This window comes from Pseudomonas sp. V88_4, assembly GCF_029967985.1.
Classification (GTDB): domain Bacteria; phylum Pseudomonadota; class Gammaproteobacteria; order Pseudomonadales; family Pseudomonadaceae; genus Aquipseudomonas; species Aquipseudomonas glycinae.
In genome coordinates this window covers 156,852-180,834 of sequence record NZ_JASCAF010000041.1, presented here as the reverse complement: position 1 = coordinate 180,834, position 23,983 = coordinate 156,852, and the positions used below count along the sequence as shown (strand labels likewise).

The 23,983-nt window shown below is 61.5% G+C and carries 17 protein-coding genes; all 17 read left to right on the top strand.

Features of this window, described 5'->3' with window-relative positions; genetic code table 11:
- Positions 1-115: 115 nt before the first annotated feature.
- The 17 genes from QLG12_RS18185 to QLG12_RS18105 all read left to right on the top strand — a co-directional run bounded on the left by QLG12_RS18185 (position 116) and on the right by QLG12_RS18105 (position 23,965).
- Positions 116-856: a flagellar basal body rod protein FlgF gene (locus QLG12_RS18185; protein ID WP_011333016.1), complete on the top strand. Its 741-nt coding sequence runs from the start codon at positions 116-118 to the stop codon at positions 854-856.
- Positions 857-901: 45 nt separating this feature from the next.
- Positions 902-1,687 carry a flagellar basal-body rod protein FlgG gene (flgG, locus tag QLG12_RS18180; protein ID WP_011333017.1) on the top strand — a complete coding sequence of 262 codons (786 nt, stop codon included), beginning with the start codon at positions 902-904 and terminating at the stop codon, positions 1,685-1,687.
- A gap of 53 nt (positions 1,688-1,740) precedes the next feature.
- Positions 1,741-2,436 carry a flagellar basal body L-ring protein FlgH gene (gene flgH, locus QLG12_RS18175; protein ID WP_085699519.1) on the top strand — a complete coding sequence of 232 codons (696 nt, stop codon included), beginning with the start codon at positions 1,741-1,743 and terminating at the stop codon, positions 2,434-2,436.
- A 27-nt stretch (positions 2,437-2,463) separates the two neighbouring features.
- Positions 2,464-3,552, top strand: a complete 1,089-nt coding sequence (locus QLG12_RS18170) for a flagellar basal body P-ring protein FlgI (RefSeq protein ID WP_011333019.1) — start codon at positions 2,464-2,466, stop codon at positions 3,550-3,552.
- A gap of 11 nt (positions 3,553-3,563) precedes the next feature.
- Positions 3,564-4,856 carry a flagellar assembly peptidoglycan hydrolase FlgJ gene (flgJ, locus tag QLG12_RS18165; protein WP_282475022.1) on the top strand — a complete coding sequence of 431 codons (1,293 nt, stop codon included), beginning with the start codon at positions 3,564-3,566 and terminating at the stop codon, positions 4,854-4,856.
- A gap of 21 nt (positions 4,857-4,877) precedes the next feature.
- Positions 4,878-6,923 (top strand): flagellar hook-associated protein FlgK, encoded by a 2,046-nt coding sequence (gene flgK / locus QLG12_RS18160; protein ID WP_282475021.1) that lies wholly within the window; start codon positions 4,878-4,880, stop codon positions 6,921-6,923.
- A 13-nt stretch (positions 6,924-6,936) separates the two neighbouring features.
- Positions 6,937-8,508 (top strand): flagellar hook-associated protein 3, encoded by a 1,572-nt coding sequence (locus QLG12_RS18155; RefSeq protein ID WP_282475020.1) that lies wholly within the window; start codon positions 6,937-6,939, stop codon positions 8,506-8,508.
- Between the two features lie 117 nt (positions 8,509-8,625).
- Complete coding sequence (locus tag QLG12_RS18150) at positions 8,626-12,219, top strand: glycosyltransferase (RefSeq protein ID WP_282475019.1); 3,594 nt, start codon at positions 8,626-8,628, stop codon at positions 12,217-12,219.
- Positions 12,220-12,441: 222 nt separating this feature from the next.
- A complete protein-coding gene (locus QLG12_RS18145; protein ID WP_282475018.1) occupies positions 12,442-14,457 on the top strand; it encodes a calcium-binding protein in 2,016 nt (671 codons plus the stop codon).
- Between the two features lie 247 nt (positions 14,458-14,704).
- Positions 14,705-15,478 (top strand): glucose-1-phosphate cytidylyltransferase, encoded by a 774-nt coding sequence (rfbF, locus tag QLG12_RS18140; protein ID WP_103385729.1) that lies wholly within the window; start codon positions 14,705-14,707, stop codon positions 15,476-15,478.
- Complete coding sequence (gene rfbG, locus QLG12_RS18135; protein ID WP_282475017.1) at positions 15,460-16,542, top strand: CDP-glucose 4,6-dehydratase; 1,083 nt, start codon at positions 15,460-15,462, stop codon at positions 16,540-16,542. Before rfbF ends, rfbG begins: the two co-directional genes overlap by 19 nt.
- Positions 16,539-17,099, top strand: coding sequence for a dTDP-4-dehydrorhamnose 3,5-epimerase (gene rfbC, locus QLG12_RS18130; RefSeq protein WP_039765543.1), 561 nt, complete (start codon positions 16,539-16,541; stop codon positions 17,097-17,099). Before rfbG ends, rfbC begins: the two co-directional genes overlap by 4 nt.
- Positions 17,096-18,322 carry a class I SAM-dependent methyltransferase gene (locus QLG12_RS18125; protein WP_282475016.1) on the top strand — a complete coding sequence of 409 codons (1,227 nt, stop codon included), beginning with the start codon at positions 17,096-17,098 and terminating at the stop codon, positions 18,320-18,322. Before rfbC ends, QLG12_RS18125 begins: the two co-directional genes overlap by 4 nt.
- Entirely contained in the window at positions 18,319-19,170 is an 852-nt protein-coding gene (locus tag QLG12_RS18120) for an NAD(P)-dependent oxidoreductase (RefSeq protein WP_282475015.1), read from the top strand. The genes QLG12_RS18125 and QLG12_RS18120 overlap by 4 nt, the downstream gene beginning before the upstream one ends.
- The gene (locus tag QLG12_RS18115) at positions 19,167-20,240 is read left to right on the top strand and encodes a class I SAM-dependent methyltransferase (RefSeq protein ID WP_282475014.1); all 1,074 of its coding nucleotides are present in this window, start codon (positions 19,167-19,169) and stop codon (positions 20,238-20,240) included. The genes QLG12_RS18120 and QLG12_RS18115 overlap by 4 nt, the downstream gene beginning before the upstream one ends.
- Before the next feature lie 17 nt (positions 20,241-20,257).
- Complete coding sequence (locus tag QLG12_RS18110; protein WP_282475013.1) at positions 20,258-20,995, top strand: cephalosporin hydroxylase family protein; 738 nt, start codon at positions 20,258-20,260, stop codon at positions 20,993-20,995.
- A gap of 54 nt (positions 20,996-21,049) precedes the next feature.
- The gene (locus QLG12_RS18105; protein WP_282475012.1) at positions 21,050-23,965 is read left to right on the top strand and encodes a TIGR00180 family glycosyltransferase; all 2,916 of its coding nucleotides are present in this window, start codon (positions 21,050-21,052) and stop codon (positions 23,963-23,965) included.
- Positions 23,966-23,983: the final 18 nt, after the last annotated feature.

Here is a 23,983-nt window from a genome sequence, read left to right as displayed (position 1 = left end):
TCAAGTCCTTTGTTTATCGGGTCCTCGGCCGCCAGAAAAAAGTTGGTCTGCAAATTGCTTATGGCTCAGCAGTACAGCGGTGGGCGGCAAACGTCCGGCATGCAGAGGAAAGAGTGTGGACAAGTACCTTTATGTGGCAATGACCGGTGCCAGCCAGAACGCACTGGCGCAAAAGGCTCATGCCAACAACCTGGCGAACATCTCCACCAACGGTTTTCAGCGCGACCTGGAACAGGCGCGTTCGATGCCGGTGTTCGGTGACAGCTTTCCGGCGCGTGCGTTTGCCATGAGCGAACGGCCCGCCACCGACTTCACGCCGGGCTCGCTGGTGCAGACCGGCCGTGACCTCGACGTGGCCGTCAGCGGCAACGGTTTCATTGCCGTGCAGAACCCCAACGGCGGCGAAAGCTACGTGCGCACCGGCAGCCTGAATATCGACGCACTTGGCGTGTTGCGTGCCGGCAATGGCATGCCGGTCATGGGCAACGGCGGGCCGATCGCGGTGCCGCCGGAGCAACAGGTGGAAGTTGGCGAAGACGGCACCATCAGCATTCGTGCGATGGGCGAAGGCCCGCGCGTCATGGCCGAAGTCGACCGCATCAAACTGGTCAACCCGGACATCAAGAACATGAACAAGGGCCTGGACGGTTCGATCTACACCAAGGACGGCCAGCCTGCGCCGGCCGATGCCAACGTCAAACTGGTGTCGGGTTTCCTGGAGTCGAGCAACGTCAACGCCGTGGAAGAAATGACGTCGGTGCTGGCTCTGGCCAAGCAGTTCGAACTGCACGTCAAGATGATGAACACCGCCAAAGACGACGACCAGGCCATGGCTCGGGTCTTGCAGATCAGCTAATTATCAGAACGTCGCGCCGTAAAACAGGCGCACGAGGAGAATCGAATGCTTCCGGCTCTATGGGTTGCCAAAACCGGTCTGTCCGCCCAGGACACCAACCTGACCACCATTTCCAACAACCTGGCGAACGTGTCGACCACGGGTTTCAAACGTGACCGCGCCGAGTTCCAGGACCTGCTGTACCAGATCAAGCGTCAGCCAGGCGCCCAGTCGACCCAGGACAGCGAACTGCCGTCGGGTCTGCAAGTGGGTACCGGTGTGCGCATCGTCGGCACTCAGAAAAACTTCACCGCCGGCAGCCTGCAAACCACCGAGCAGCCGCTGGACATGGCCATCGACGGTCGCGGTTTCTTCCAGATCCTGCAACCGGACGGCACCACGTCCTACACCCGTGACGGTACGTTCCACCTCGACTCCAACGGCCAGATCGTCAACGCCAGCGGTTTCGCCCTGGAACCGGCCATCGTCATTCCAAACAACGCCCAGACCTTCACGGTCGGTCGTGACGGCACCGTGTCGATCACCGTCGCCGGCAACCCTGCCGCTCAGGTGATCGGCAACCTGCAAACCGCTGACTTCATCAACCCGGCCGGTCTGCAAGCGGTGGGCAACAACCTGTTCCTGGAAACCGCCGCTTCCGGTGCGCCGCAAGTCGGTACTCCGGGCCTGAACGGTTTCGGCACCACGCTGCAGAACACCCTGGAAACCTCCAACGTCAGCACCGTGGAAGAGATGGTCAACATGATCACCACCCAGCGCGCGTACGAGATGAACTCCAAGGTGATCTCCACCGCCGACCAGATGCTCTCGTTCGTAACGCAGAATCTGTAATCAAGTCTATGAGGCGGCCATGAGGTCGCCTGCAACACCGTGAGGTAAGGGTCATGAAGCGCTTTGTATCTGTTGTGGCATTGAGCGGGGTCGTCTCGCTCGCGGGCTGCGTCGCTCCGACGCCCAAGCCCAATGATCCTTACTACGCCCCGGTGTTGCCGCGCACACCGTTGCCGTCGGCCGCCAACAACGGCTCGATCTATCAGGCCGGTTTCGAGCAGAACCTGTACAGCGACCGCAAGGCGTTCCGGGTCGGTGACATCATCACCATCACCCTGAACGAGAAGACCCAGGCGAGCAAGAACGCCAACTCACAGGTGGCCAAGAACAGCAAGACCGGCATCGGCCTGACCTCGCTGTTCGGCGGCAGCGGCACCACCAACAACCCGTTGGGCGGTAACGACCTGAGCCTGGATGTCGGTTACAGCGGCGACCGCGCGACCAAGGGTGACAGCAAGGCGGCCCAGGGCAACACCCTGACCGGCTCGATCACCGTAACCGTCGCCGACGTGCTGCCCAACGGCATCATCGCCGTGCGTGGCGAAAAGTGGATGACCCTCAACACTGGCGACGAGCTGGTGCGGATCGCCGGTCTCGTGCGGGCCGATGACATCGCCACCGACAACACTGTGTCGTCGACCCGTGTCGCCGATGCACGCATCACCTACTCGGGCACCGGTTCGTTCGCCGATGCGAGTCAGCCAGGCTGGTTCGACCGTTTCTTCCTCAGCCCGCTGTTCCCTTTCTAGGTGGCTACGTTGAATTTCAAGAGCCTCATGCTCGCTGCGGCGTTGATGTCCGCAGCCTTTGGTGCCCACGCCGAGCGGCTGAAAGATATCGCCAGCATTTCCGGCGTGCGTTCCAACCAGTTGATCGGCTATGGCCTGGTGGTCGGTCTTAACGGTACCGGCGACCAGACCACGCAGACCCCGTTCACCCTGCAGACCTTCAACAACATGCTCTCGCAGTTCGGCATCAAGGTGCCGCCGGGATCGGGCAACGTGCAGCTGAAAAACGTCGCGGCAGTATCGGTGAGTGCCGATCTGCCGGCGTTCGCCAAGCCGGGTCAGCAGGTCGACATCACCGTATCGTCCATCGGTAACTCCAAGAGCCTGCGCGGCGGCACCCTGTTGCTGACTCCGCTCAAGGGTATCGACGGCAACGTTTACGCTATCGCTCAGGGCAACCTGGTGGTGGGTGGTTTCGACGCCGAAGGTCGTGACGGTTCGAAGATCACCGTCAACGTTCCGTCGGCCGGTCGCATCCCTGGCGGTGCGTCGGTCGAGCGTTCGGTGCCGAGTGGTTTCAACCAGGGCAACAGCCTGACGCTGAACCTCAACCGTTCCGACTTCACCACCGCCAAGCGCATCGTCGACAAGATCAACGACATGCTCGGCCCTGGCGTTGCCCAGGCCATCGACGGCGGTTCGATCCGTGTGACCGCGCCGCTCGATCCGAGCCAGCGTGTCGACTACCTGTCGATCCTGGAAAACCTCGAAGTCGATCCGGGTCAGGCCGTGGCGAAAGTCATCATCAACTCGCGTACCGGCACCATCGTCATCGGCCAGAACGTGAAGGTATCGCCGGCCGCCGTGACCCACGGCAGCCTGACCGTGACCATCACCGAAGACCCGATCGTCAGCCAGCCGGGCCCGCTGTCCAACGGTCAGACCGCCGTCGTGCCGCGCTCGCGGGTGAATGCCGAGCAGGAAGCCAAGCCGATGTTCAAGTTCGGCCCGGGCACCACCCTCGACGAGATCGTCCGTGCGGTGAACCAGGTCGGCGCCGCGCCGGGTGACCTGATGGCCATCCTCGAAGCCCTGAAGCAGGCCGGTGCGTTGCAAGCCGACCTGATCGTGATCTGAGGACGCCGATCATGGATATGCGCAAAAGCGGTCTGGTCAGCAGCAGCGATTCGGGTTCGTACTCCGACCTCAATCGCTTGAATCAGCTGAAGGTCGGCGACAAGAACAGCGATGGGAACATGCGCAAGGTCGCGCAGGAATTCGAATCGCTGTTCCTCGGTGAAATGCTCAAGTCGATGCGTTCGGCCACTGAAGCGCTGGGGCAGGACAACCCGCTCAACACGCCGGCCGCCAAGCAGTATCAGGAAATGTATGACCAGCAACTGGCGGTCTCCCTGTCCCGCGAGGGCGGTGGTATTGGCCTGGCCGACGTGCTGATCAAGCAGATGTCGAAGAACAAACCGATGGCGCCGGGCGAGGCTGCGGCCGCGTCCGCCGCCAAGCAGGAAGAAGCCAGGGCCAAGGCCGCTGCCGTGGCCACGCCGATTGCCGCTGGCACCGTGGCTGCCAATGGTCCGTTGTCGCGACTCAATGGCGAGCGTCCGCTGTGGGCGTCGCGTTCGGTGCATGCGCCGAACACTGAACTGACCCATCGCAATGACATGGAAATGATCAACCAGCGTCGTCTGGCGTTGCCGCCGAAACTGGCGGATCGCTTGCTCGCCGGTCTGGTGCCGTCGGCCACGCCGGCGGCGGCCACTCAATTGCCGCAGCGCGCCACGACCGTCGCTGCCACCGGCGCCGGCCCGCTGTACAACGGCGACTGGCTGGCCCGCGCCGAGGCGGACAAGGCCTCTGGCGGGCAGATGCAGATTTATGGTCGCGCCATGGCGCAGATCCCGCTGGCGCCAGCCAAGCGTGCGTTCAGCAGCGCCGACCAATTCGTCAACACCATGCTGCCGATGGCGCAGGAAGCCGCAGCTCGCATCGGCGTCGATCCGCGTTATCTGGTGGCTCAGGCGGCGCTGGAAACCGGCTGGGGCAAATCGGTCATGCGCGCCCAGGACGGCAGCAGCAGTCACAACCTGTTCGGCATCAAGGCCAGCAGCAACTGGAAGGGCGATTCGGCCCGGGCGATCACCAGCGAATTCCGCAACGGGCAGATGGTCAAGGAGACGGCCGAGTTCCGTTCCTATGCCTCGTACAAGGACAGCTTCCACGATCTGGTGACGTTGTTGCAGAGCAATAATCGCTATCAAGAAGTGTTGAAGTCGGCCGATAACCCAGAACAGTTTGTACGCGAATTGCAAAAGGCCGGTTATGCAACCGACCCGAACTACGCGACGAAGATTTCGCAGATTGCCAGGCAGATGACGGTCAATCAGAACTACGCTGCGGCCGGCGTTTCAACAACGCCCTTATAAACACAAGGTAAGGTTTGAATCATGAGTTTGCTCAATATCGGGATGTCGGGGTTGGCCGCGAGTTCGTCCTCTCTGGCTGTGACAGGTAACAACATTGCCAACGTCGACACCGCCGGTTATTCACGTCAGCAAACCGTGCAGGGCACCAAGTCCTCGATTCAGTACGGTAACGTGTTCATCGGTACCGGTACGACCCTGGCCGACGTGCGTCGGGTGTACAACTCCTACCTTGAATCGCAGCTGCGTACCGCCACGTCGCTCAACAGCGAATCCGCCGCGTTCGGTGCGCAGGCGACCGCGCTGGACGGCTCGCTGTCCGACACCAACACCGGCCTCACCGGTGTGCTGCAGAAATTCTTCACCTCGATGCAAGGCGTGTCGACCTCGGCCACCGACGACACTTCCCGTCAGTCGGTGCTGACCGGCGCCCAGGCCCTGACCAGTCGCTTCAATGCGCTGGCCAAGCAGATGAACGATCAGAACGCCACGCTCAATGGCAACCTGTCCGACATGGCGTCCCAGGTGAACAAACTGGCAACGTCCATTGCCACGCTGAACCAGAAGATCGGCGAGATTTCCACCAGCGGCGGCCAGCCCAACGATCTGCTCGACAGCCGTAACGAAGCCGTGCGTCAGCTCTCCGAGCTGACTGGCGCGCAAGTCGTTGAGCGTGGCACCAGCTTCGACATCTACATCGGCAGCGGCCAGCCGTTGGTCATCGGCAATACCACCAATACCCTGAGCACCGTGCCGCTCAAGGGTGACCCGTCGCGCATGGGCATCCAGATGGATCGTGGTTCGAGCACCATCGACATCACCTCGGCGATGACCGGTGGTGAAATCGGCGGCCTGCTGACTTATCGCAAGGAAGTGCTTGATCCGGCACTCAACGAGCTGGGCCGTGTGGCACTGGTCGTGGCCGACCAGATCAACCGCCAGCAAGCCCAGGGCATCGACAAGAACGGTGACTTTGGCGCGGCTATTTTCAATGACATCAACAGTGCTGCCCTGATCAGTCAGCGCAGTATTGCCCAGTCGGGCAACAGCGCAGGCTCGGGTAATCTTGACGTCACCATCAAGGATACCGGCAAGCTGACCACCAGCGACTACCAGGTCACCTTCACCAGCGCGACCAACTACACGGTCAAGCGCTCCGACGGCACCGACATGGGTTCGTTCAGTACCACGACCACGCCGCCACCGGTGATCGACGGCTTTACCCTGGCCCTTAACGGTGGTGCGCTGAGCGCCGGCGATACGTTCAAGGTCACTCCGACCCGCAACGCAGCGGCCAGCATTCAGACCGTGCTCACCGATCCGAAGAAAATCGCGGCAGCCGGACCGTTGACCGGCGTGGCCAGTGCCAACAACGCGGGCACCTACACCCAGCCGACGCTGACCGACGTTGTCGACATCTACAATCCGGCCTCCAAGGCGGAGTTGCAGAACGCGCTCAAGTATTCGACCCCGGTCAAGCTGGTGTTCGGTGCAGTCGCCAGTGGCAGCCAGTCGTACAACATGGTCGACGCCAAGGGCAACACCATTGGCACCGGGACCATTGTGCCGGGGCAGGCCAACACCCTGAACCTGAAGATCGGCATGCTCGATTCCACCGGTGCTCCGGTGATGGACACCAGCGTCACGCCGAACGTGCAAAAGACCTTCACCGTGCAGACCACCGTGGGCGCGACGCCGAAGTCCGGCGAAACCTTCACCATCAACCTGACCGGTGCGGCTTCTTCGGACAACCGCAATGCCCAGGCACTGGTCGGCCTGCAAACCAAGCAGACCGTGGACACCGGCACCGCCAGCAAAGGCATCAGCCTGACCGACGCCTACAACAAACTGGTGACCAACGTCGGTACCCAGGCCGCCCAGAGCAAGTCCGACAGCGCAGCCACCTCGGTGATCCTGGATCAGGCCCAGGGTGCGCGGGACTCGCTGTCCCAGGTCAACCTGGATGAAGAGACCGGCAACCTGGTCAAGTATCAGCAGTACTACACAGCGTCTTCGCAGATCATCAAAGCTGCGCAGGAAACCTTCGCCACGCTGATCAACAGCCTTTAAGGAGCCGTAATTCATGCGCATTTCCACCGCCCAGTATTACGCGACGCAAGCTGCCCAATATCAGCGCAACTACAGCAAGACGGTCGCGACCGCCAACGAGGCCAGCAGCCTGCAGCGCATCAACACCGCCGCCGACGATCCGATCGGGGCGGGTCGTTTGCTCCGTCTGGGTCAGCAGGCCGCGATGCTCGATCAGTACAAAGGCAACATCGACACCACCAAGAGTTCGCTGACGATTCAGGAGTCCACGCTGACGGCCATCACCGACGCCTTGCAGCGCGCCAAGGAAATCGGGCTGGCAGCCAACAACGGCATCGCCACCGATAAGGACCGCCAGGCTTACGCCGCCGAACTGGGCCAGATCCAGCAACAAGTGCTGGGCTTGATGAACTCCAAGGACGCCAACGGCAACTACCTGTTCTCCGGCTCGAAGACCGATACCGCGCCGTACTCGCAGAACGCCGATGGCACCTACACCTACAACGGTGACCAGACCCAGATCAACCTGGGCATTGGCGACGGTTTGTCGGTGGCCACCAACACTACCGGTTGGGATGCTTTCCAGCAGACCATCAATACTGCGCGCACCCAGACCAACATGACGGCTCCGGCCGTTGATGACGGTCGCGTTGTGCTGACCAACGGTATCGTTGGCAACGCCGCGACCTATAACTCCAAGTTCGCGGCCGGCCAGCCATACACCGTGGACTTCATCAGCAGCACTCAGTTGAAGATCACCGATGCCTTGGGCAACGATGTGACGGCCGAAGCCAGCCAGAACGGTCTGATCAGCAACAGCAACGGTGCGAACCAGACGGTCAGCTTCCGTGGCGTCGACCTGAAGTTGAACATCAACCTCAAGGCCGGTGACACCAACCCGGACGCCGTCATTGCCGGTCACAGTTTCCAGCTGTCGGCCACGCCGGACTCGTTCACCACCGCACGCAGCCCAGGCAACCCGTCGACTGCGGTCATCACCGGTTCGAACGTGACCAACCAGGCGGCTTACGACGCTGCCTTCCCGTCCGGCGGCGGTGCGGTCCTGAAGTTCACCAGCGCCACTGCGTTCGACTTGTACGCAGCGCCTGTGACTGCCGACAGCAAGCCGATCTCGTCGGGCACCGTGGCTGGCGGCAACGCGACGGCGGCCGGTGTGACCTTCGCTCTCGGTGGCACGCCTGCGGCCGGTGACCAGTTCTCGATCCAGTCCAACAACCACCAGACCCAGAACGTGCTCGACACCCTGGGCCAGATGGTCGCGGCGCTGAATACACCGATCGACGGTGATCCGGTCGCCAAGCAGAAATTCCAGGGGGCAATGGAGTCGGCACTGGGCAACATCGACAGTGCCGCCAACCAGATCGGCAGTGCGGTAACGTCCATCGGCGCCCGCGGGCAGTCGCTGGATGACCAGAGCACCACCAACCAGAGCCTGCAACTGGCAAACGCCACCACCCAGGGCACGATCCGTGATTCGGATCCGGCCGAAGTGATGACCCGCCTGACCTTGCAGCAAACCATGCTGCAGGCCTCGCAGCTGGCGTTCAGCAAAATCTCTCAGTTGGGCCTGTTCAACAAGATCTGAAGCCTGGGCGGGCGCGCAAGCGCCCGCCTGCTCCGATCGCTCTGTATCATTTGTCTTTTTCTGCGGTTTCAAAGGGCTCGCTGTTCCGGGCGGGTTCCCGCCGCTTGCGAGTCCGCCGTGAATTCACTTCCTCTTGTCAGCGTCGTCATTCCTGCCTTCAATCCGCGCTTCTTCGAGCGGACATTGAACAGTGCTGTCAGCCAGACTTACAGCCCTTTGGAAATCATCGTCTGCGATGACAGTCGGGGGCCCGAGATCGAGCGCATCGTTGCGTCGGTCATCGAACAGTCCGGTGTGGACGTGCGCTACATACGCAATCCGCGCACCCTGGGAATGGTCGGCAACCTCAAGGCCTGCCTGAGTCAGGCGCAGGGCGAGTTCATCAAGTTCCTGTGCGACGACGATCACCTGTATGCCGACTGCATCCGGCAGCAGGCCCACGAGATGATGCGTGGCGAGGTCAGTCTGGTGTTGGCCCAGCGGCTGCTCTGGGATGAGCAGGACATCATTCTGCCCGCGCGCCTGGAAAACACGTCGTTGTCGCCGCACAGTGGTCTGTTCAAGGGCGATGACCTGCTGGGCATCTTCGAGAAATTCCCGGTCAATGTCCTCGGTGGGTTTACCAACGCGTTGTTCCGGCGTGTCGACGTTGAAGAGTTGTTGCCGGCGCTGACTCAGGAAGGTCACTGCTTCGTCGCGTCGCTGGATTTTGCCCTGTATGTCTGCCTGCTGAGGCGCGGCAATCTGGCGGTGTCCAACAATGTGCTAAGCGCCGAGCGGCTGTACCCTGAGCGCCTGAGTGCACAACAGCCGATGAAAGATGCGCTTGAGGTCGAGCGTGAGTGGATGACGCAGATGCTCAAGGCGCGCGGCGGCGAGTCGGCGCCTGCACCGGGCTGGGTTCGTTACATCCCTCTGACCAAGGCTGATGATCTGCCCAAGGTCTGGGAGGAGTTGCCGCTGAGTCGTACCCTTGGCTCCAAACAGAGCCGCCAGGAGTGGAGTGTCGGCATCGACAGCTGGAGTTTTGCCGAACTCTACGCGCAGTGGCTCAACTGCCGGGTACTGACCGAAGGTCAGCGCACGTTGCTGCCGGAAACCCTCGCCGGCTGGACGCATCAACCCCGGATCGTGCCGATCGTCATCGACGGGCAGGGCAGTCGCGACGGTGTCGAACGCACACTGGCCTCGCTTGCCGCTCAGGATTATCCGCCGGAGCTGATCCTTGTCCTGTCTGCCTCGTGTACCGATACCGAGCTGGACGGGCGAGTGTTCCGCATGCCTTTGCAGGACGATGGCATGGCGCAGATCAATACGCTGCTGCCGCAACTGGCGGGGGCTGACTGGTTCTACCTGCTGCAGGCCGGTGATCGGCTGGTGGCACCGGCGTTGCTGGTCATGGCCGAGCGCATCGTGCATTACCCGTCACTGAAATGTCTGTACAGCGACGAGGGCAGCTTGCGTAACGGGGAGTCGGCAGAGCCTGCGTTCAAGCCGGATTTCAACCTCGACCTGATGCGCAGCTACCCCTATGTCGGTCGGGCATTGGCATTCGAGCGTGAGCGTTTTCTGGCGCTCGGTGGTTTTGCCCCTGACTTCGCACAGCTCGCGCCGCACGATGTGCTGTGGCGTCTGGTCGAGAGCGATGGCACACAGGTTGTCGGCCACATTGCCGAGGTCATGCTGGAGTCGCCGTTCGACCTGTCCAAGTGGCTCGTGGCCCCGGGTGTCCTCGAACAGAATCCGCGGGTGCTCGAAGCGCATCTGCAGCGCCTCGGTCTGGCCCATGACATCCGTCGTGGCAGCTGTGAACTGCTCAATCGGGTCGACTACCACCACGGCCGGCGTCCGCTGGTATCGATCATCATCGTGACCCGGGATCAGACTGCCGCCTTGCAGCGCTGCGTCGAGACGCTACTGGAAAAAACCGCCTACACCGAATACGAGCTGTTGCTGGTCGATAACGGCAGCACCAGCGCCGAAGCACTGGTCTGGCTGGACGGCATGGCACAACTGGGCAGCGACCGGGTTCGTGTGCTGAGCTTTGCGCAGCAGGGCAATGCAGCCGCCACGCACAACTTTGCGGTAGGGCAGGCCCGCGGCGAATACGTGCTGATGCTCAATGGCTTTGCGGTGATCACCCAGACCGACTGGCTGGACGAACTGCTCAACCATGCACAGCGCCCGGAAGTCGGGGTCGTCGGTGCCAAGTTGTACAATCCGGACGGTTGCGTGCTGCATGCCGGCCTGATTCTGGGCATGCAAGGTGCCGTGGGATTGCCCTTCTATGGTCAGTCGTTGCAGGCGGACGGGTACATGTTCCGCTTGCAGGCGGTGCATGACCTGAGTGCTGTCGGCGGCGATTGCCTGATGATTCGCAAGGCTGTCTATGAAGCTGTCGACGGGCTCGACGAGCAGGATCTGGCGCAGGCTCTGAATGTGGCGGATCTGTGTCTGCGCGTCGGCATGGAAGGTTACCTGGTGGTCTGGACACCTTATGCCATGCTGGCCTTGGGCGCGCGGCCGACGGCCGAGGCCACGGCAGAAGAAGAGCAACTGCAGATTCAGGAGCACGAAACGTTCTACAAGCGTTGGTTGCCACTGATTGCGCGCGATCCTGCGTTCAACGTCAATCTGGCGGTGCATGGGGTAGGTGCGACCAGCTTCAGTCTGGAACCGGGCCTGCGTACCGGCTGGAGCCCGTTTTCACGCAAGCAGTTGCCGAATGTGCTGGCGGTGCCTATCAACGCCTCCGCCATCGGCCACTATCGCATCAGCCAGCCGATGATCGAGCTGGAGGCGGCCAATCGTGTCGAAGGGCGGATCTGCTACGGCTTGCCTTCGATCATCGACATCGAGCGCCAGGCCCCCGACGTGATCGTATTGCAAGGGCGTTACTCGGAAGGTGCCATCGAAGAAATTCCGCCGTTGAAAAACTTTTTCAACGCCCGGCGGATCTACGAACTTGATGACTATGTCATCGATGTCCCTCATCGCAACGCGCACATTCGCAACATGCCGAACAAGCAGGAAATGGAGCGGCTGGTGCGGCGGGCGATCGGCCTGTGCGATCGGGTGGTGGTGTCGACCCAGCCGCTGGCGAACGTTCTGTCGGACATGCATCACGACATCCGGGTCGTACCGAACATGTTGTCGCGGCACTTGTGGACTGACCTGCACAGCCAGCGTCGCACCTCGAAAAAACCGCGGGTCGGCTGGGGCGGCGGCACCAGCCATCACGGAGATCTGGCGGTGATTGCCGATGTGGTCCGTGAACTGGCGAACGAGGTCGACTGGGTGTTCTTCGGTATGTGCCCGGATGACTTGCGTCCGTACATGCACGAGTTCCACGGCGTGATCCCGCTGGATGTGTATCCGGCGAAACTGGCCAGCCTCAACCTCGACCTGGCCCTTGCACCGCTGGAGTTTCACATCTTCAACGACTGCAAGAGCAACCTGCGCCTGCTGGAGTACGGTGCGTGCGGTTATCCGGTGGTCTGTACCGACACCGAGGCCTATCAGGGTTATCTGCCGTGCACCCGGGTCAAGACCAACTCCACGGACGAGTGGCTGCAGGCAATCCGCATGCACCTGGCCGATCCCGATGCGAGCTATCGCATGGGCGATGAACTGCGAGAAATCGTATTGCGCGACTACGTGCTGCGTGGCGACAACCTGCGGTACTGGGAAAATGGCTGGCTGGCGGACTGACCGGCACTGCTGAAAAAAGGCGACTTTCGAGTCGCCTTTTTTGCGTCTTCAAGATTCTGTTTGTATCGGTATCGATACTTTTTCCACCGCAGAGCCTCAAGAATCGGAATTTTCCTGTCGATACTTCTCTATTCGCTGACCTCGGACGGTTGCTGCTGGCGTGATCGGCTTGTGCCCGTGAGGCAGGTTTCCGGATTCAACAACAACGCAAGGAAGACGCAAATGTCAGTAGTGAATGGAACGAGTGAGGCGGATGTCCTGTCGGGCACCGATGGCAATGACGAACTCTATGGAATGGAGTCTGATGATCAACTATTGGCCAGTGCAGGATCAGACGTGCTGGACGGCGGTGAAGGGTTTGATACGGCGAATTATTACGCCTTGTCCTCGGGGGTGAGCGTCGAGTTCAACGATACCTCGACGACCGTCACTGCCGCTGACGGCAAGGTCGATACGCTGATCGGCGTGGAGAAGGTCTTCGGCACTTTTCAAAATGACACCTTCAACAGCAACGTGGCCGGCGTGACGCTGGAAGGCAGTGTCGGTGACGATGTGTATATCGTCGGCAGCGAAGGTGTGACGATCATCGAGGAAAACTATCTCGGCTACGACGAGCTGCGCACCAGTCTCAATACCATCAAGATGGACCCTTTCATCGAGAAGCTGACCTTTACCGGCACGGGAGACTTCAAGGGTTACGGCAATGCCAGCGACAACGAGATCATCGGTGGCACCGGCAACGACTGGCTGTGGGGCGGCGCCGGCGCTGATCACTTCGTGGGTGGCGAAGGCTTCGATACCGTCAGCTATTCCGACAGCCTCGAAGGAGTGAGAGTCCTGGACTTCGAGAACTTCGACGCATTGTCCATCGCCGCTGGCGACTCCTTCACCGGTATCGAGGCGATTCAGGGGTCGAATTTCGATGACGCGGTGTATCTGCTCGATAACGCCATGATCGTGGATGGAGCTGATGGTTACGACACCGTGAGCTACCGCCTCTCCTGGGACGGCGTCAATATCGGCATTGGTCAGCAGGCAGGTGCTCCGGATGTCACGTTGGTGAACGTGGAGAAAGTCATCGGTACGCCGTTCGCTGACCACTTCACCGCCAACGTCGGCGGCCTGACCCTGGAGGGCGGCGCGGGTGATGATGTGTACACGATCAACAGCGAGGGTGTGACCATCGTCGAGCAGAATTTCCCCGGTGGCATCGATCAACTGAACACCAGCCTGTCGTCGATGCACATGGCTGCGTTCATCGAGAACATGACCTACACCGGCACTGCGGACTTCACTGGATACGGTAATGACGAATCCAACAGAATCATCTCCGGTGCCGGCAATGACGTCCTGTCGGGTGGCGCGGGCGGTGATCGCTTTGAGGGCGGAGCCGGTATCGACATCGTCAGCTACGACGACAGCAACGAAGGGTTGAGCGCCTCGCTGGGCTGGGGGCCGCAAAGCGGTATCGCGCTCTACGATACCTACGTCGATATTGAAGGGCTGCGCGGTAGCCGGTTCGATGACTTCCTGCGAGGCGACTCGGGTGACAACGTCCTCGAAGGCGGGTCTGGTAGTGACCAGATTGTGGGTGGCGATGGCAATGACTATCTCTATGGCGGACTGAAATCCGGTCTCGACACAAATGTCGCGCAGGCCGACTTGCTGTCTGGCGGTTCGGGCGATGACGTCATCGTCAGTGTCGTGAATGACCTGGGTACATTGGCTCATGGAGACGAGGGCGATGACACCGTCACGGTCAACCGCGGCGGTGCCTACGGTGATGAAGGCAATGACGTGCTGACCGGGACCGGCAGCAACTACATGCTGTTCGGTGACAGCGGTAATGACGTGCTCGTTCTCAACCTTGCGGGCCAGTCCGGCAGTGGCGGCTTCGCGTTCGGCGGTACGGGTGATGACACCTATGTCGTGAACACCACCGGGCTGGTAACGATTCAGGACGAAGGCTGGGACCTCAATGACACGCTGATCCTGAATACTGTCGCCAATCTCAGCCAGCTGAACGTCACTCGCATCGGTGATGACGCCTATCTGCATGGCGCCAACGACGGCAGCGTCGGCGTTCCCTACAGCGGCGTGAAACTGCAAGGCTGGTACGCCGAGTCTGCCGGGTATCCCGGGTATGCCGGGTACAACAAAATCGAGCATCTGCAGACCGCTGACGGCCAGGTCTACGACCTGCCGGCCACGATCGATGGATTCGCGATGTTTGGCTGATCCGTCTGATTGATTGAAGCTGCTCGATGAAAGGGATGAGTCCGGCAACGGATTCATCCCTTTTTTCATGCCTGCATTTCCTCGCCGACGCGGTGCTGGCGGAGCTGGCGCGTTTCCTGCAAGTCCCCCTCAAATCGCCATAAAACGAGCGCTCGCGGTCATTCACCTGCGCCCGGACTGGCAAAGGTTCAGCCGCAAAGGCCTGCAACAGCGAGGCCGAGCCCTGTGACGTAGAAGAGGGGAGACGATGAAGGCAGTTATTTTGGCGGGTGGCCTCGGCACGCGCATCAGTGAAGAGTCGCACCTCAAGCCCAAGCCAATGATCGAGATCGGCGGCAAGCCAATTCTCTGGCACATCATGAAGCAGTATTCCGCCCACGGAATCCATGACTTCGTGATCTGCCTCGGCTACAAGGGCTACGCGATCAAGGACTTCTTCGCCAACTACTTCCTGCATACCTCCGACGTCACGTTCGACATGCGCAACAACCGCATGGACGTTCACCAGAACTACAGCGAGCCGTGGAGCGTCACCCTGATCGACACCGGCGAGGAAACCATGACCGGTGGCCGTCTGCTGCGTGCCGGTCGTTACCTCAAGGATGAAGAGGCGTTCTGCTTCACCTACGGCGATGGTGTTTCCGACATCAACATTGCGCAACTGGTGGACTACCACAAGGGCCACGGCCGTCTGGCGACCGTCACCGCCGTGCAGCCGCCGGGCCGCTACGGCGCCCTTGAGCGGCAGGGCGATCAGGTCCTCGGCTTCACCGAAAAACCGCGCGGCGACGGCGGCTGGATCAATGGCGGCTTCTTCGTGCTGTCGCCAAAAGTGCTGTCGTACATCGCCGGTGACGAAACCACCTGGGAAGCCGAGCCTCTGGCTCGCCTGGCCCAGGACGAACAACTGAAAGCCTTCGAGCACGAAGGCTTCTGGCATCCGATGGACACCTTGCGCGACAAGAACCACCTCGAAGCGCTGTGGCAGAGCGGGGAGGCCCCATGGAAGCAATGGGCCTGAGTCCTGAGTTCTGGCGCGGCAAGCGGGTTCTGGTCACCGGTCACACCGGTTTCAAGGGCAGTTGGCTGACCCTGTGGCTGCAAAGCCTCGGCGCGCAAGTCAGCGGTTTTTCCCTCGATCCGTCGACCGAACCGAGCCTGTTTGAACTGGCGCGCGTGCACGAAGGCATCAACGATCAGCGCGGCGACCTGCGTGATCTGGGCGCCTTGCTCGAGATCATCGCCGACACCGAGCCGGAGATCGTCCTGCACCTGGCGGCCCAGCCGCTGGTGCGCGAAGGCTATCGCGATCCGCTCGGCACTTATTCCAGCAACGTCATGGGCACCTTGAATCTGCTCGAAGCGATTCGTCAGGTCGGTTGCGTGCGGGCCTGCGTGCTGGTGACCACCGACAAGGTCTACGCCAACAAGGAATGGCTGTGGCCGTACCGCGAAGACGAAGCCCTCGGTGGCCACGATCCTTACAGCAGCAGCAAGGCCTGCTGCGAGTTGCTGGCGCAGTCTTACGCGGCATCGTTCTTCCCGGCCGACAAGTACGCCGAGCACGGTCTGGCGCTGGCCACCGCGCGGGCCGGCAATGTGTTGGGCGGCGGCGACTTCGCCCCTGAGCGTCTGATCCCCGACGTGCTCAAAGCCTGGACGGCAGACGAGCCAGTGACGCTACGTTATCCGCAAGCGGTGCGCCCGTGGCAGCACGCGCTGGAGCCGCTGGCCGGCTACCTGCAACTGGCCGCCGGGCTCTATGAAGATGGCCCGGAATACGCCGGCGCGTGGAACTTCGGTCCGGGCGAGGCGGACATGTGCAGCGTCGGCGAAGTGGTCGAACTGCTCGCCAACCGCTGGCCTCAGGCCCGAGGCCTGCGTATCGAAAAGAGTGACCTGCACGAAGCCGGGCTGCTGCGTCTGGACAGCAGTCGCGCCCGTCAGGTGCTGGGCTGGCAACCGCGCTGGACGTTGCAGCAATGCCTGACCCAGACCCTCGACTGGCACCTGGCGTGGCAGAACGGCGACGACATGCGCACTGTGACCCTCGGCCAACTGAACCTGTACTGGGGCGCGCTGTGAGCGAGTTTTCCTTGAAACAGCTACCGCTGGCCGGGTTGTTCAGCGTCCAGCACAAACGCTTCGAAGATCAGCGCGGGCACTTCGCCCGGCTGTTCTGCGAAGGCAGTCTGAAGGCATTCGGCAGTGAGTTTCACATCCGCCAGATCAACCATTCCTGCACCCGCGAAAAGGGCAGCGTGCGCGGTCTGCATTATCAGAATGCCAACGCGCCGGAAGCCAAACTGATCACCTGCCTGCGCGGTGAAGTGTGGGACGTGGCGGTGGACCTGCGCCCGGACTCGGAAACCTTCCTGCACTGGCACGCCGAGCACCTGAAGGCCGGCGACGGTCGCAGCCTGTTGATTCCGGCCGGCTTCGCCCACGGTTTCCAGACCCTCACCGAAGACGCCGAACTGCTTTACCTGCACAGCGCCGATTACGCGCCGGAGCACGAGGGCGGTCTGTCGGTGAACGATCCACGGCTGGCGATTGCCTGGCCGTTGCCTGTCAATAATTTGTCAGCGCGTGATTCCAGCCATCCCGCGCTCGATCAACACTTTGCTGGAGTGCGTCTATGAACTGCCGTGGGTGCGCCGCACCGCTGAGCCTGCCGCTGATCGACCTCGGCACCTCGCCACCGTCCAACGCCTACGTGCACGCCGATCGAATCGAGCAGGCCGAGCAATGGGTGCCGCTGAAGGTCGCTGTTTGCGAGCAATGCTGGCTGGTGCAGACCGAGGATTACACAAGCGCCGACAGCCTGTTCGACGCCGAGTATGCCTACTTCAGTTCGTTCTCCAGTACCTGGCTGGCCCACGCCGAGCGTTATGTGGCCGAGATGGTCGAGCGCTTCGGCCTGACCGCCGACAGCCGCGTGGTGGAGGTCGCCGCCAACGACGGTTACTTGCTGCAATATGTGGCCGGTCGCGGCATCCAGTGCCTGGGTGTCGAGCCGACCCGCAGCACCGCGCAGGCGGCACGGGACAAAGGTCTGGAGATCCGTGAACTGTTCTTCGGCCGCGACACCGCCGCCCAGCTGAAAAGCGAAGGCTGGGCCGCCGACCTGATGGCCGCCAACAATGTGCTGGCCCACGTGCCGGACATCAACGATTTCCTCGGTGGTTTCGCCACGCTGCTCAAACCGACCGGCGTCGCCACTTTCGAATTCCCGCAACTGCTGACGCTGATGGCTGGCGCGCAGTTCGATACGCTGTATCACGAACACTATTCCTATCTGTCCCTGACCGCCGTGCAGACCCTGTGCGAACGCAACGGCCTGGAAGTGTTCGACGTCAGCCAGTTGTCCACCCATGGCGGATCGCTGCGGGTGTTCGTGCAGCGCAAGGACGGTGAACGCCGCGCCGTGCAGCCGACCGTGCAACAGCAATTGCAGGCGGAACTTGACGCAGGCGTGAAAACCAGCGGGTACTACGCGACGCTGGCGCCGGCCGCCGAACGCATCAAGCATGACCTGCTGCGGTTCCTGTTGCAGGCCAAGGCCGACGGCAAACGTGTGGTCGGCTACGGCGCCGCTGCCAAGGGCAACACCTTGCTCAACTACGCCGGGGTCAAACCGGATCTGCTGGCCTGGGTCGCCGATGCAAACCCGCACAAGCAGGGCAAGTTTTTGCCGGGCAGCCGCATCCCGATCGTCGCACCGGCGCAGATCGACATCGAAAAACCGGACTACGTGCTGGTGCTGCCATGGAACCTGCTTCACGAAGTCAGTCAGCAACTGGCTCAGGTGCGTCAGTGGGATGGCCGCTTCGTGATCGCCGTGCCTGAGTTGAGCGTGCTGTGAAGATTCTGGTCACCGGGGCAACGGGCTTCGTCGGTCGTCATCTGGTCGCGGCATTGCTGGCCCGTGGTTGCACGGTGCGGGCGGTTGCACGCGACGCGCAGAAAGCAGCGGACATGCCGTGGATCAAGGACGTCGAGTTCGTGAGCGCGGATATTCACGCGGCGGATCTGGATGTCGCGGCGCTGACCGAGGGCGTCGATGCACTCGCGCACCTGGCCTGGCCGGGGTTGCCGAACTATCGGGCGCTGTTCCATTTCGAGCACAACCTGATGGCTGACTACCGCTTCATCAAAGGCGCGGTAGGGGCGGGCGTGAAGCAGGTGCTGGTGACCGGCACGTGCTTCGAGTACGGCATGCAGAGCGGCCCATTGAGCGAACAGAACGACGCGCAGCCGGCCAATCCCTACGGTCTGGCCAAGCACACCCTGCACCTGTTTTTGCAAAGTCTGCAGCAGGAGCATCCGTTCACCCTGCAATGGGCACGGCTGTTCTACCTGCATGGTGAAGGGCAGAACCCCAACAGTCTGCTGGCGGCGCTGGACCGGGCCATCGATGCCGGCGATGCGACGTTCGACATGTCGGCGGGCGAGCAGCTGCGAGATTTTCTGCCGATCCGGACAGCTGCGAATCACCTCGCCGCGATCCTGCAACAACGCGATTTCGACGGCACGATCAACTGCGCCAGCGGCCAGCCGGTTTCGGTGCGGGCGCTGGTCGAACAGCGCGTGCGTGAGCGCGGCGCGACCATCGGCCTGAACCTCGGCCACTACCCGTATCCGACCCACGAACCGCTGGCGTTCTGGGCGGTGACCGAGCGCTTGCAACAGTTATTGGGAGAGCCGCAATGAGGCACGAGTTGTATCGGGTCACCGACCTGCCGGTGCTGCAGAACCGCACCTTTGCCGATCCCGAATCGGCGAAGGCATCGGCCAGCGCCGATATGTTGCTGGTGCAGGATGAGCGCAGCGGTCTGATCTTCAATGCGGCGTTCGACGCCGACAAGCTCAGCTACGACGCCGACTACCAGAACGAACAGGCGCATTCCGGCCAGTTCCAGAAGCACCTGAGCGATGTCGAAGGCATCATTGCCCGGCACTTCAAGGGCCAGGAACTGATCGAAGTCGGCTGCGGCAAAGGTTATTTCCTGGAGCTGCTCAAGGGCCTGGGTTACCACATCACCGGCATCGACCCCGCCTACGAAGGCGAGAACGCCGACGTGATCAAGGCCCCGTTCACCCGAGGCCTGGGTCTTGCGGCGGACGCCATCGTGCTGCGTCATGTGCTGGAGCACATCCAGGATCCGCTGGGCTTTCTGGCGGTGATCGCCGAAGCCAACCAGGGCGGCGGGCAGATCTACATCGAAGTGCCGTGCTTCGACTGGATCCTCGAACACCGCGCCTGGTTCGACCTGTTCTACGAGCACGTCAATTATTTCCGCCTCGATGATCTGCGCCGGATGTTCGGCACCGTGCACGAGGCCGGTCACCTGTTCGGTGGCCAATACCTGTACATCGTCGCTGACCTTGCCACGTTGCGCCTGACCCCGGAACAACCGGTGCCACGCCTGGCGTTGCCGGACGATTTCACCGCCAGCCTCGAGCGCGCGGTGCAGATCATCCAGGGTGCACCCGAGCAGGGTTCGGCGATCTGGGGCGCCTCGTCCAAAGGCGTGATCTATTCGCTGTTCCTGCAACGCGCCGGCGTGGCGGTGGATCGCGTGGTCGATATCAACCCGGCCAAGCAGGGGCGTTACCTGCCCCTGAGCGGCGCCCGGGTGTCTTCGCCGCAAGAGGCGATGGACGCCTTGCCCGAGGGCGCCAACCTGTTTGTGATGAATTCCAATTACCTCGAAGAGATCAAGCGGATGACCGGTGGACGTTACGTCTATCACGCCGTCGACAGCGCTTCGTTCCAGTGACCCTTGAGATTTTGAAAATGACCGACAACAGCATCAACAAAGCTTTCGAAGCCGAATGCCGCGAGCAGATCGCCCAGCAGGGTGACGACCAGAAACTCACCAGCCTGGCCCGCGATTTCTTCAACGAATCAGCCAAGCACAAGTACAGCTACCACTTCTCGTGGATGGGCCGTCCGATCATCCAGCTGCCGCAAGACATGATGGCGATGCAGGAAATCATCTGGCAGGTGAAGCCGGATCTGGTCATCGAGTGCGGCATCGCCCACGGCGGTTCGATCATCTACTACGCCTCCCTGCTGGAACTGCAAGGTCACGGCGAAGTGCTGGGCATCGATCTGGACATCCGTGCGCACAACCGCGAAGCCATCGAAAGCCACCCGATGAGCAAGCGCATCAAGATGATCGAAGGTTCGAGCATCGACCCGGCCATCGCCGCCCAGGTTCGCGCTGCCGCCGAAGGCAAGAAAGTCATTCTGGTGCTCGATTCCAACCACACCCACGACCACGTGCTCGAAGAGCTGCGCCTCTACGCGCCACTGGTTTCGGTCGACAGCTACTGCGTGGTGATGGACACCGTGGTTGAAGACATGCCGGCCGATTTCTTCCCGGATCGTCCATGGGGCCCGGGCGACAACCCGAAGACCGCCGTGTGGAAATACCTGGAAGAGAACAAGGATTTCGAGATCGATGTGCAGCTGCAGAACAAGCTGCTGATCACCGTGGCGCCGGACGGCTATCTGCGTCGCGTTCGTTAATTCGCAACATCACCCAAGCGTTGTCTCGGCGGATCGCCGGTTGTGGAGAAAGTTATGCAAGGCAAGTTCAGTTCTGAATTGACGCTACCGCTCAACGAGCTGTTGACCGTGGTGCTGATTACGCACAATCGTCCGGCGTTCCTGCGTCGGGCGGTGAAGTATTACAGCAGCTTGCCCTGCAGAATCATGGTGCTGGACTCCACGGCCGAGCGGCCGGAAGGCGACTTCTCCGCAGTCGATTACCACCACGTGCCGCAGTTCGCCTACTGGGGCATGCAGGCCAAGCTGGCTTATGGCGTGGAGCAACTGACCACGCCGTACATGGTGCTGGCAGCCGACGACGACTTCATCCTGCACGACTCGCTGGCCGAGTCGGTGGGCTTCCTGCAGGCGAACCCTGACTACGGCATGTGCCACGGCTACTGCATGATGTACCTGACGCTGGGCGGTGGCGTGAGCTACTACCGCCGCGACAAGAAAGTGCAGGAGGACTATGCGTCCGAGCGGGCGCAGGACCGCGTCGTCGACTACATGAGTCAGTACATCCCGCCGTTCTACGCGGTGACCCGCACCGATCTGATGAAAACCTGGCATTCGGCATTGCCGCCGGGCACCAGCTTCCAGTGGCAGGAGATCGGCCACGTGTACTTCCTGCTGGCCAGTGCCAAGGCACGGATCCTGCCGATCCCGTATGTGGTGCGTGAGATCAACTATGGCAACTCCGAACACAGCACCGAGGTCTACCACTCTCTGACCTATATCGATGCCAAATCCGTGGCCGAGCGCGAAGCCTTTGCCGAATTCCTGGCGGGTCTGCCGACCGGTATCAAGGACTTGAATGCAGAGCAGGGCAAGGCGTTTGCCCTGCAAAGTTTCGAGGCGATGGTCGACAGTCTGCAAAGCGGCCGCGCTCTGACGGCGGAGCTGATTATTCAGTCGACCTGGAACCATGAACTCAAGCGGCCGGACCGCCGCTTCGGCCCCCTGCAGTACGTCGAAATGCCGTTCTACAACCAGGCTTTCTTCGATCGCCTCGAACAGTTCGAATTCATGCTGCATGCGATGCCGGCAGGGCGTATTCAACTGGAGAAACTCGAGGGCGTGTGGACGCGTCAGGCGCACCTGATCCAGGCGCGCAACAACGATACGCCGGCAAGCGTGCTCGACCGCCTGTGGCAGGCCCATGACCTCAATGCGTTCAACCGCACCGTAGCCAAGCGCCTGGCCGAGCAACTGGAGCTGTCTGGTGAGGATGAGCAAGCGCAGACGATGCGTGACTGGATCGCACGTCTGGAAACGTTGACTGTCGCCGATCACCATCAGGTGTTCGACCAGATGCAGTCCGGCCGTCTGCTGAAGTGGCTGGAGACGCGTCAGGCCGATGCGGGGCAGATCGAGGCGATTGCCGAACATCTGGCCGTGAACGGTGGTGGCCCGCAGTTCGCCATCTTCCTGCTGGATATGGATGACGACATCGACAAGCTGCAGGTCAGCCTCGACAGCCTGCTCGAAGGTCAATGCAAGGCGTTCCGCATTGTCGTGTTCACCACCGGTGAAGCACCGGCGGCGACCACTGCGCAGAACACCCTGCACTTTGTCCGCGTGACGCCCGACAATCTCGTCGACAAGCTCAACCAGAGTGCTCGTCAGTCGCCTTGCGACTGGTTGCTGCTGGCTGAGGCGGGAGATGAGTTCACTGCCGGCGGCCTGTTGCGCGCCAGCCTGGAGCTGATGAACGCCGGTGGTATCAGCGCTGTTTCCACGGACGAGATTCAGCGCCGGGAAAACGGTGCGCTGATGGATGTGTTCCGTCCGGGCTTCAATCTCGACCTGTTGCTGAGCCTGCCAGGCCTGATGGCGCGGCACTGGTTGATCCGGCGTGAAGTATTGCTGGAAGTTGACGGCTACCGCGCTGATTTCAGCAAGGCGCTGGAGTTCGATCTGCTGCTGCGCATTATTGAACAGGGTGGCCTGAACAGCCTGGCGCACCTCGATGAGCCGCTGCTGATCACACAGGCGCCGGAGCTGGAAGAGAATCCGCATGAGCGTCTGGCATTGCTGCGTCATCTGGGCAATCGCGGTTATAAGGCCAAGGTCACGTCGGCGGTGCCGGGGCTCTACCAGATCGATTATCACCATAGCGATCGCCCTCTGGTTTCGATCGTTATCCCGGCCGGGGACGATCTGTCTGCTCTGCAACGCTGCCTGGAAGGCGTACTGTTGCGCACCCGCTATCACAAGTACGAAATCCTGATAGCAACCACGGCCTCGCAATCGGCCGAGGTCAATGACTGGCTCGGGACTTATCAGCACGCGAAAGTCAGCGTGCTGCGTGCCGATCAATCACTCAGCACGGCTGCGCTGTGCAACGCGGCCAGCCAGCAGGCTCAGGGCGAATTTCTGGTGCTGTTGGCGGCGGATGCGGAAGTGGTCAATCCGAACTGGCTGGACTCGTTGCTCAACCATGCCCTGCGCCCGGAAATCGGTGTGGTCGGCCCCAAACTGGTCAACCGCGACGGCAAGATCAGCCAGGCCGGCCTGATCCTGGGCATGAACGGTGGGGTCGGCTCTGCATTCATCGGCGAGAAACACGACGCCGAAGGCTACCTGTACCGTTTGTCCGTGGACCAGAACTACTCGGCGGTTTCGAGCGTATGCCTGATGGTGCGCAAGGAGCTGTTCGAGGCGCTGGGCGGTCTGGACGACAGCACGTTCGCTGCTGGCTTCAGCGATGTCGACCTGTGCCTGAAGGCCGGCCAGGCCGGCTATCTGACGGTCTGGACGCCTTCGGTGCAAGTCATCCATCAGGGCGATATCGCCCAGGCTGATCAGGCACTGGCTGCGTTGCAGGAAAAATGGGCGGCGGCGTTCGCCCAGGATCAGGCGTACAACGCCAACCTGAGCCTGACTGGCAAAGGCTTTGTGCTGAACGACAGCGCTTCGCTCAATTGGGCGCAGTTGATCGCCTAGGTCTGGCGGACAAGGAAC

Bases quoted from the DNA above. Each gene is read 5' to 3' on its own strand.
- QLG12_RS18105 (WP_282475012.1), top strand. From the start codon at position 21,050: ATGCAAGGCAAGTTCAGTTCTGAATTGACGCTACCGCTCAACGAGCTG.
- QLG12_RS18110 (WP_282475013.1), top strand. From the start codon at position 20,258: ATGACCGACAACAGCATCAACAAAGCTTTCGAAGCCGAATGCCGCGAG.
- QLG12_RS18125 (WP_282475016.1), top strand. From the start codon at position 17,096: ATGAACTGCCGTGGGTGCGCCGCACCGCTGAGCCTGCCGCTGATCGAC.
- rfbG (WP_282475017.1), top strand. From the start codon at position 15,460: ATGGAAGCAATGGGCCTGAGTCCTGAGTTCTGGCGCGGCAAGCGGGTT.
- flgG (WP_011333017.1), top strand. From the start codon at position 902: ATGCTTCCGGCTCTATGGGTTGCCAAAACCGGTCTGTCCGCCCAGGAC.
- QLG12_RS18170 (WP_011333019.1), top strand. From the start codon at position 2,464: ATGCTCGCTGCGGCGTTGATGTCCGCAGCCTTTGGTGCCCACGCCGAG.
- QLG12_RS18115 (WP_282475014.1), top strand. From the start codon at position 19,167: ATGAGGCACGAGTTGTATCGGGTCACCGACCTGCCGGTGCTGCAGAAC.
- QLG12_RS18155 (WP_282475020.1), top strand. From the start codon at position 6,937: ATGCGCATTTCCACCGCCCAGTATTACGCGACGCAAGCTGCCCAATAT.
- flgK (WP_282475021.1), top strand. From the start codon at position 4,878: ATGAGTTTGCTCAATATCGGGATGTCGGGGTTGGCCGCGAGTTCGTCC.
- flgH (WP_085699519.1), top strand. From the start codon at position 1,741: ATGAAGCGCTTTGTATCTGTTGTGGCATTGAGCGGGGTCGTCTCGCTC.
- QLG12_RS18145 (WP_282475018.1), top strand. From the start codon at position 12,442: ATGTCAGTAGTGAATGGAACGAGTGAGGCGGATGTCCTGTCGGGCACC.
- flgJ (WP_282475022.1), top strand. From the start codon at position 3,564: ATGGATATGCGCAAAAGCGGTCTGGTCAGCAGCAGCGATTCGGGTTCG.
- rfbF (WP_103385729.1), top strand. From the start codon at position 14,705: ATGAAGGCAGTTATTTTGGCGGGTGGCCTCGGCACGCGCATCAGTGAA.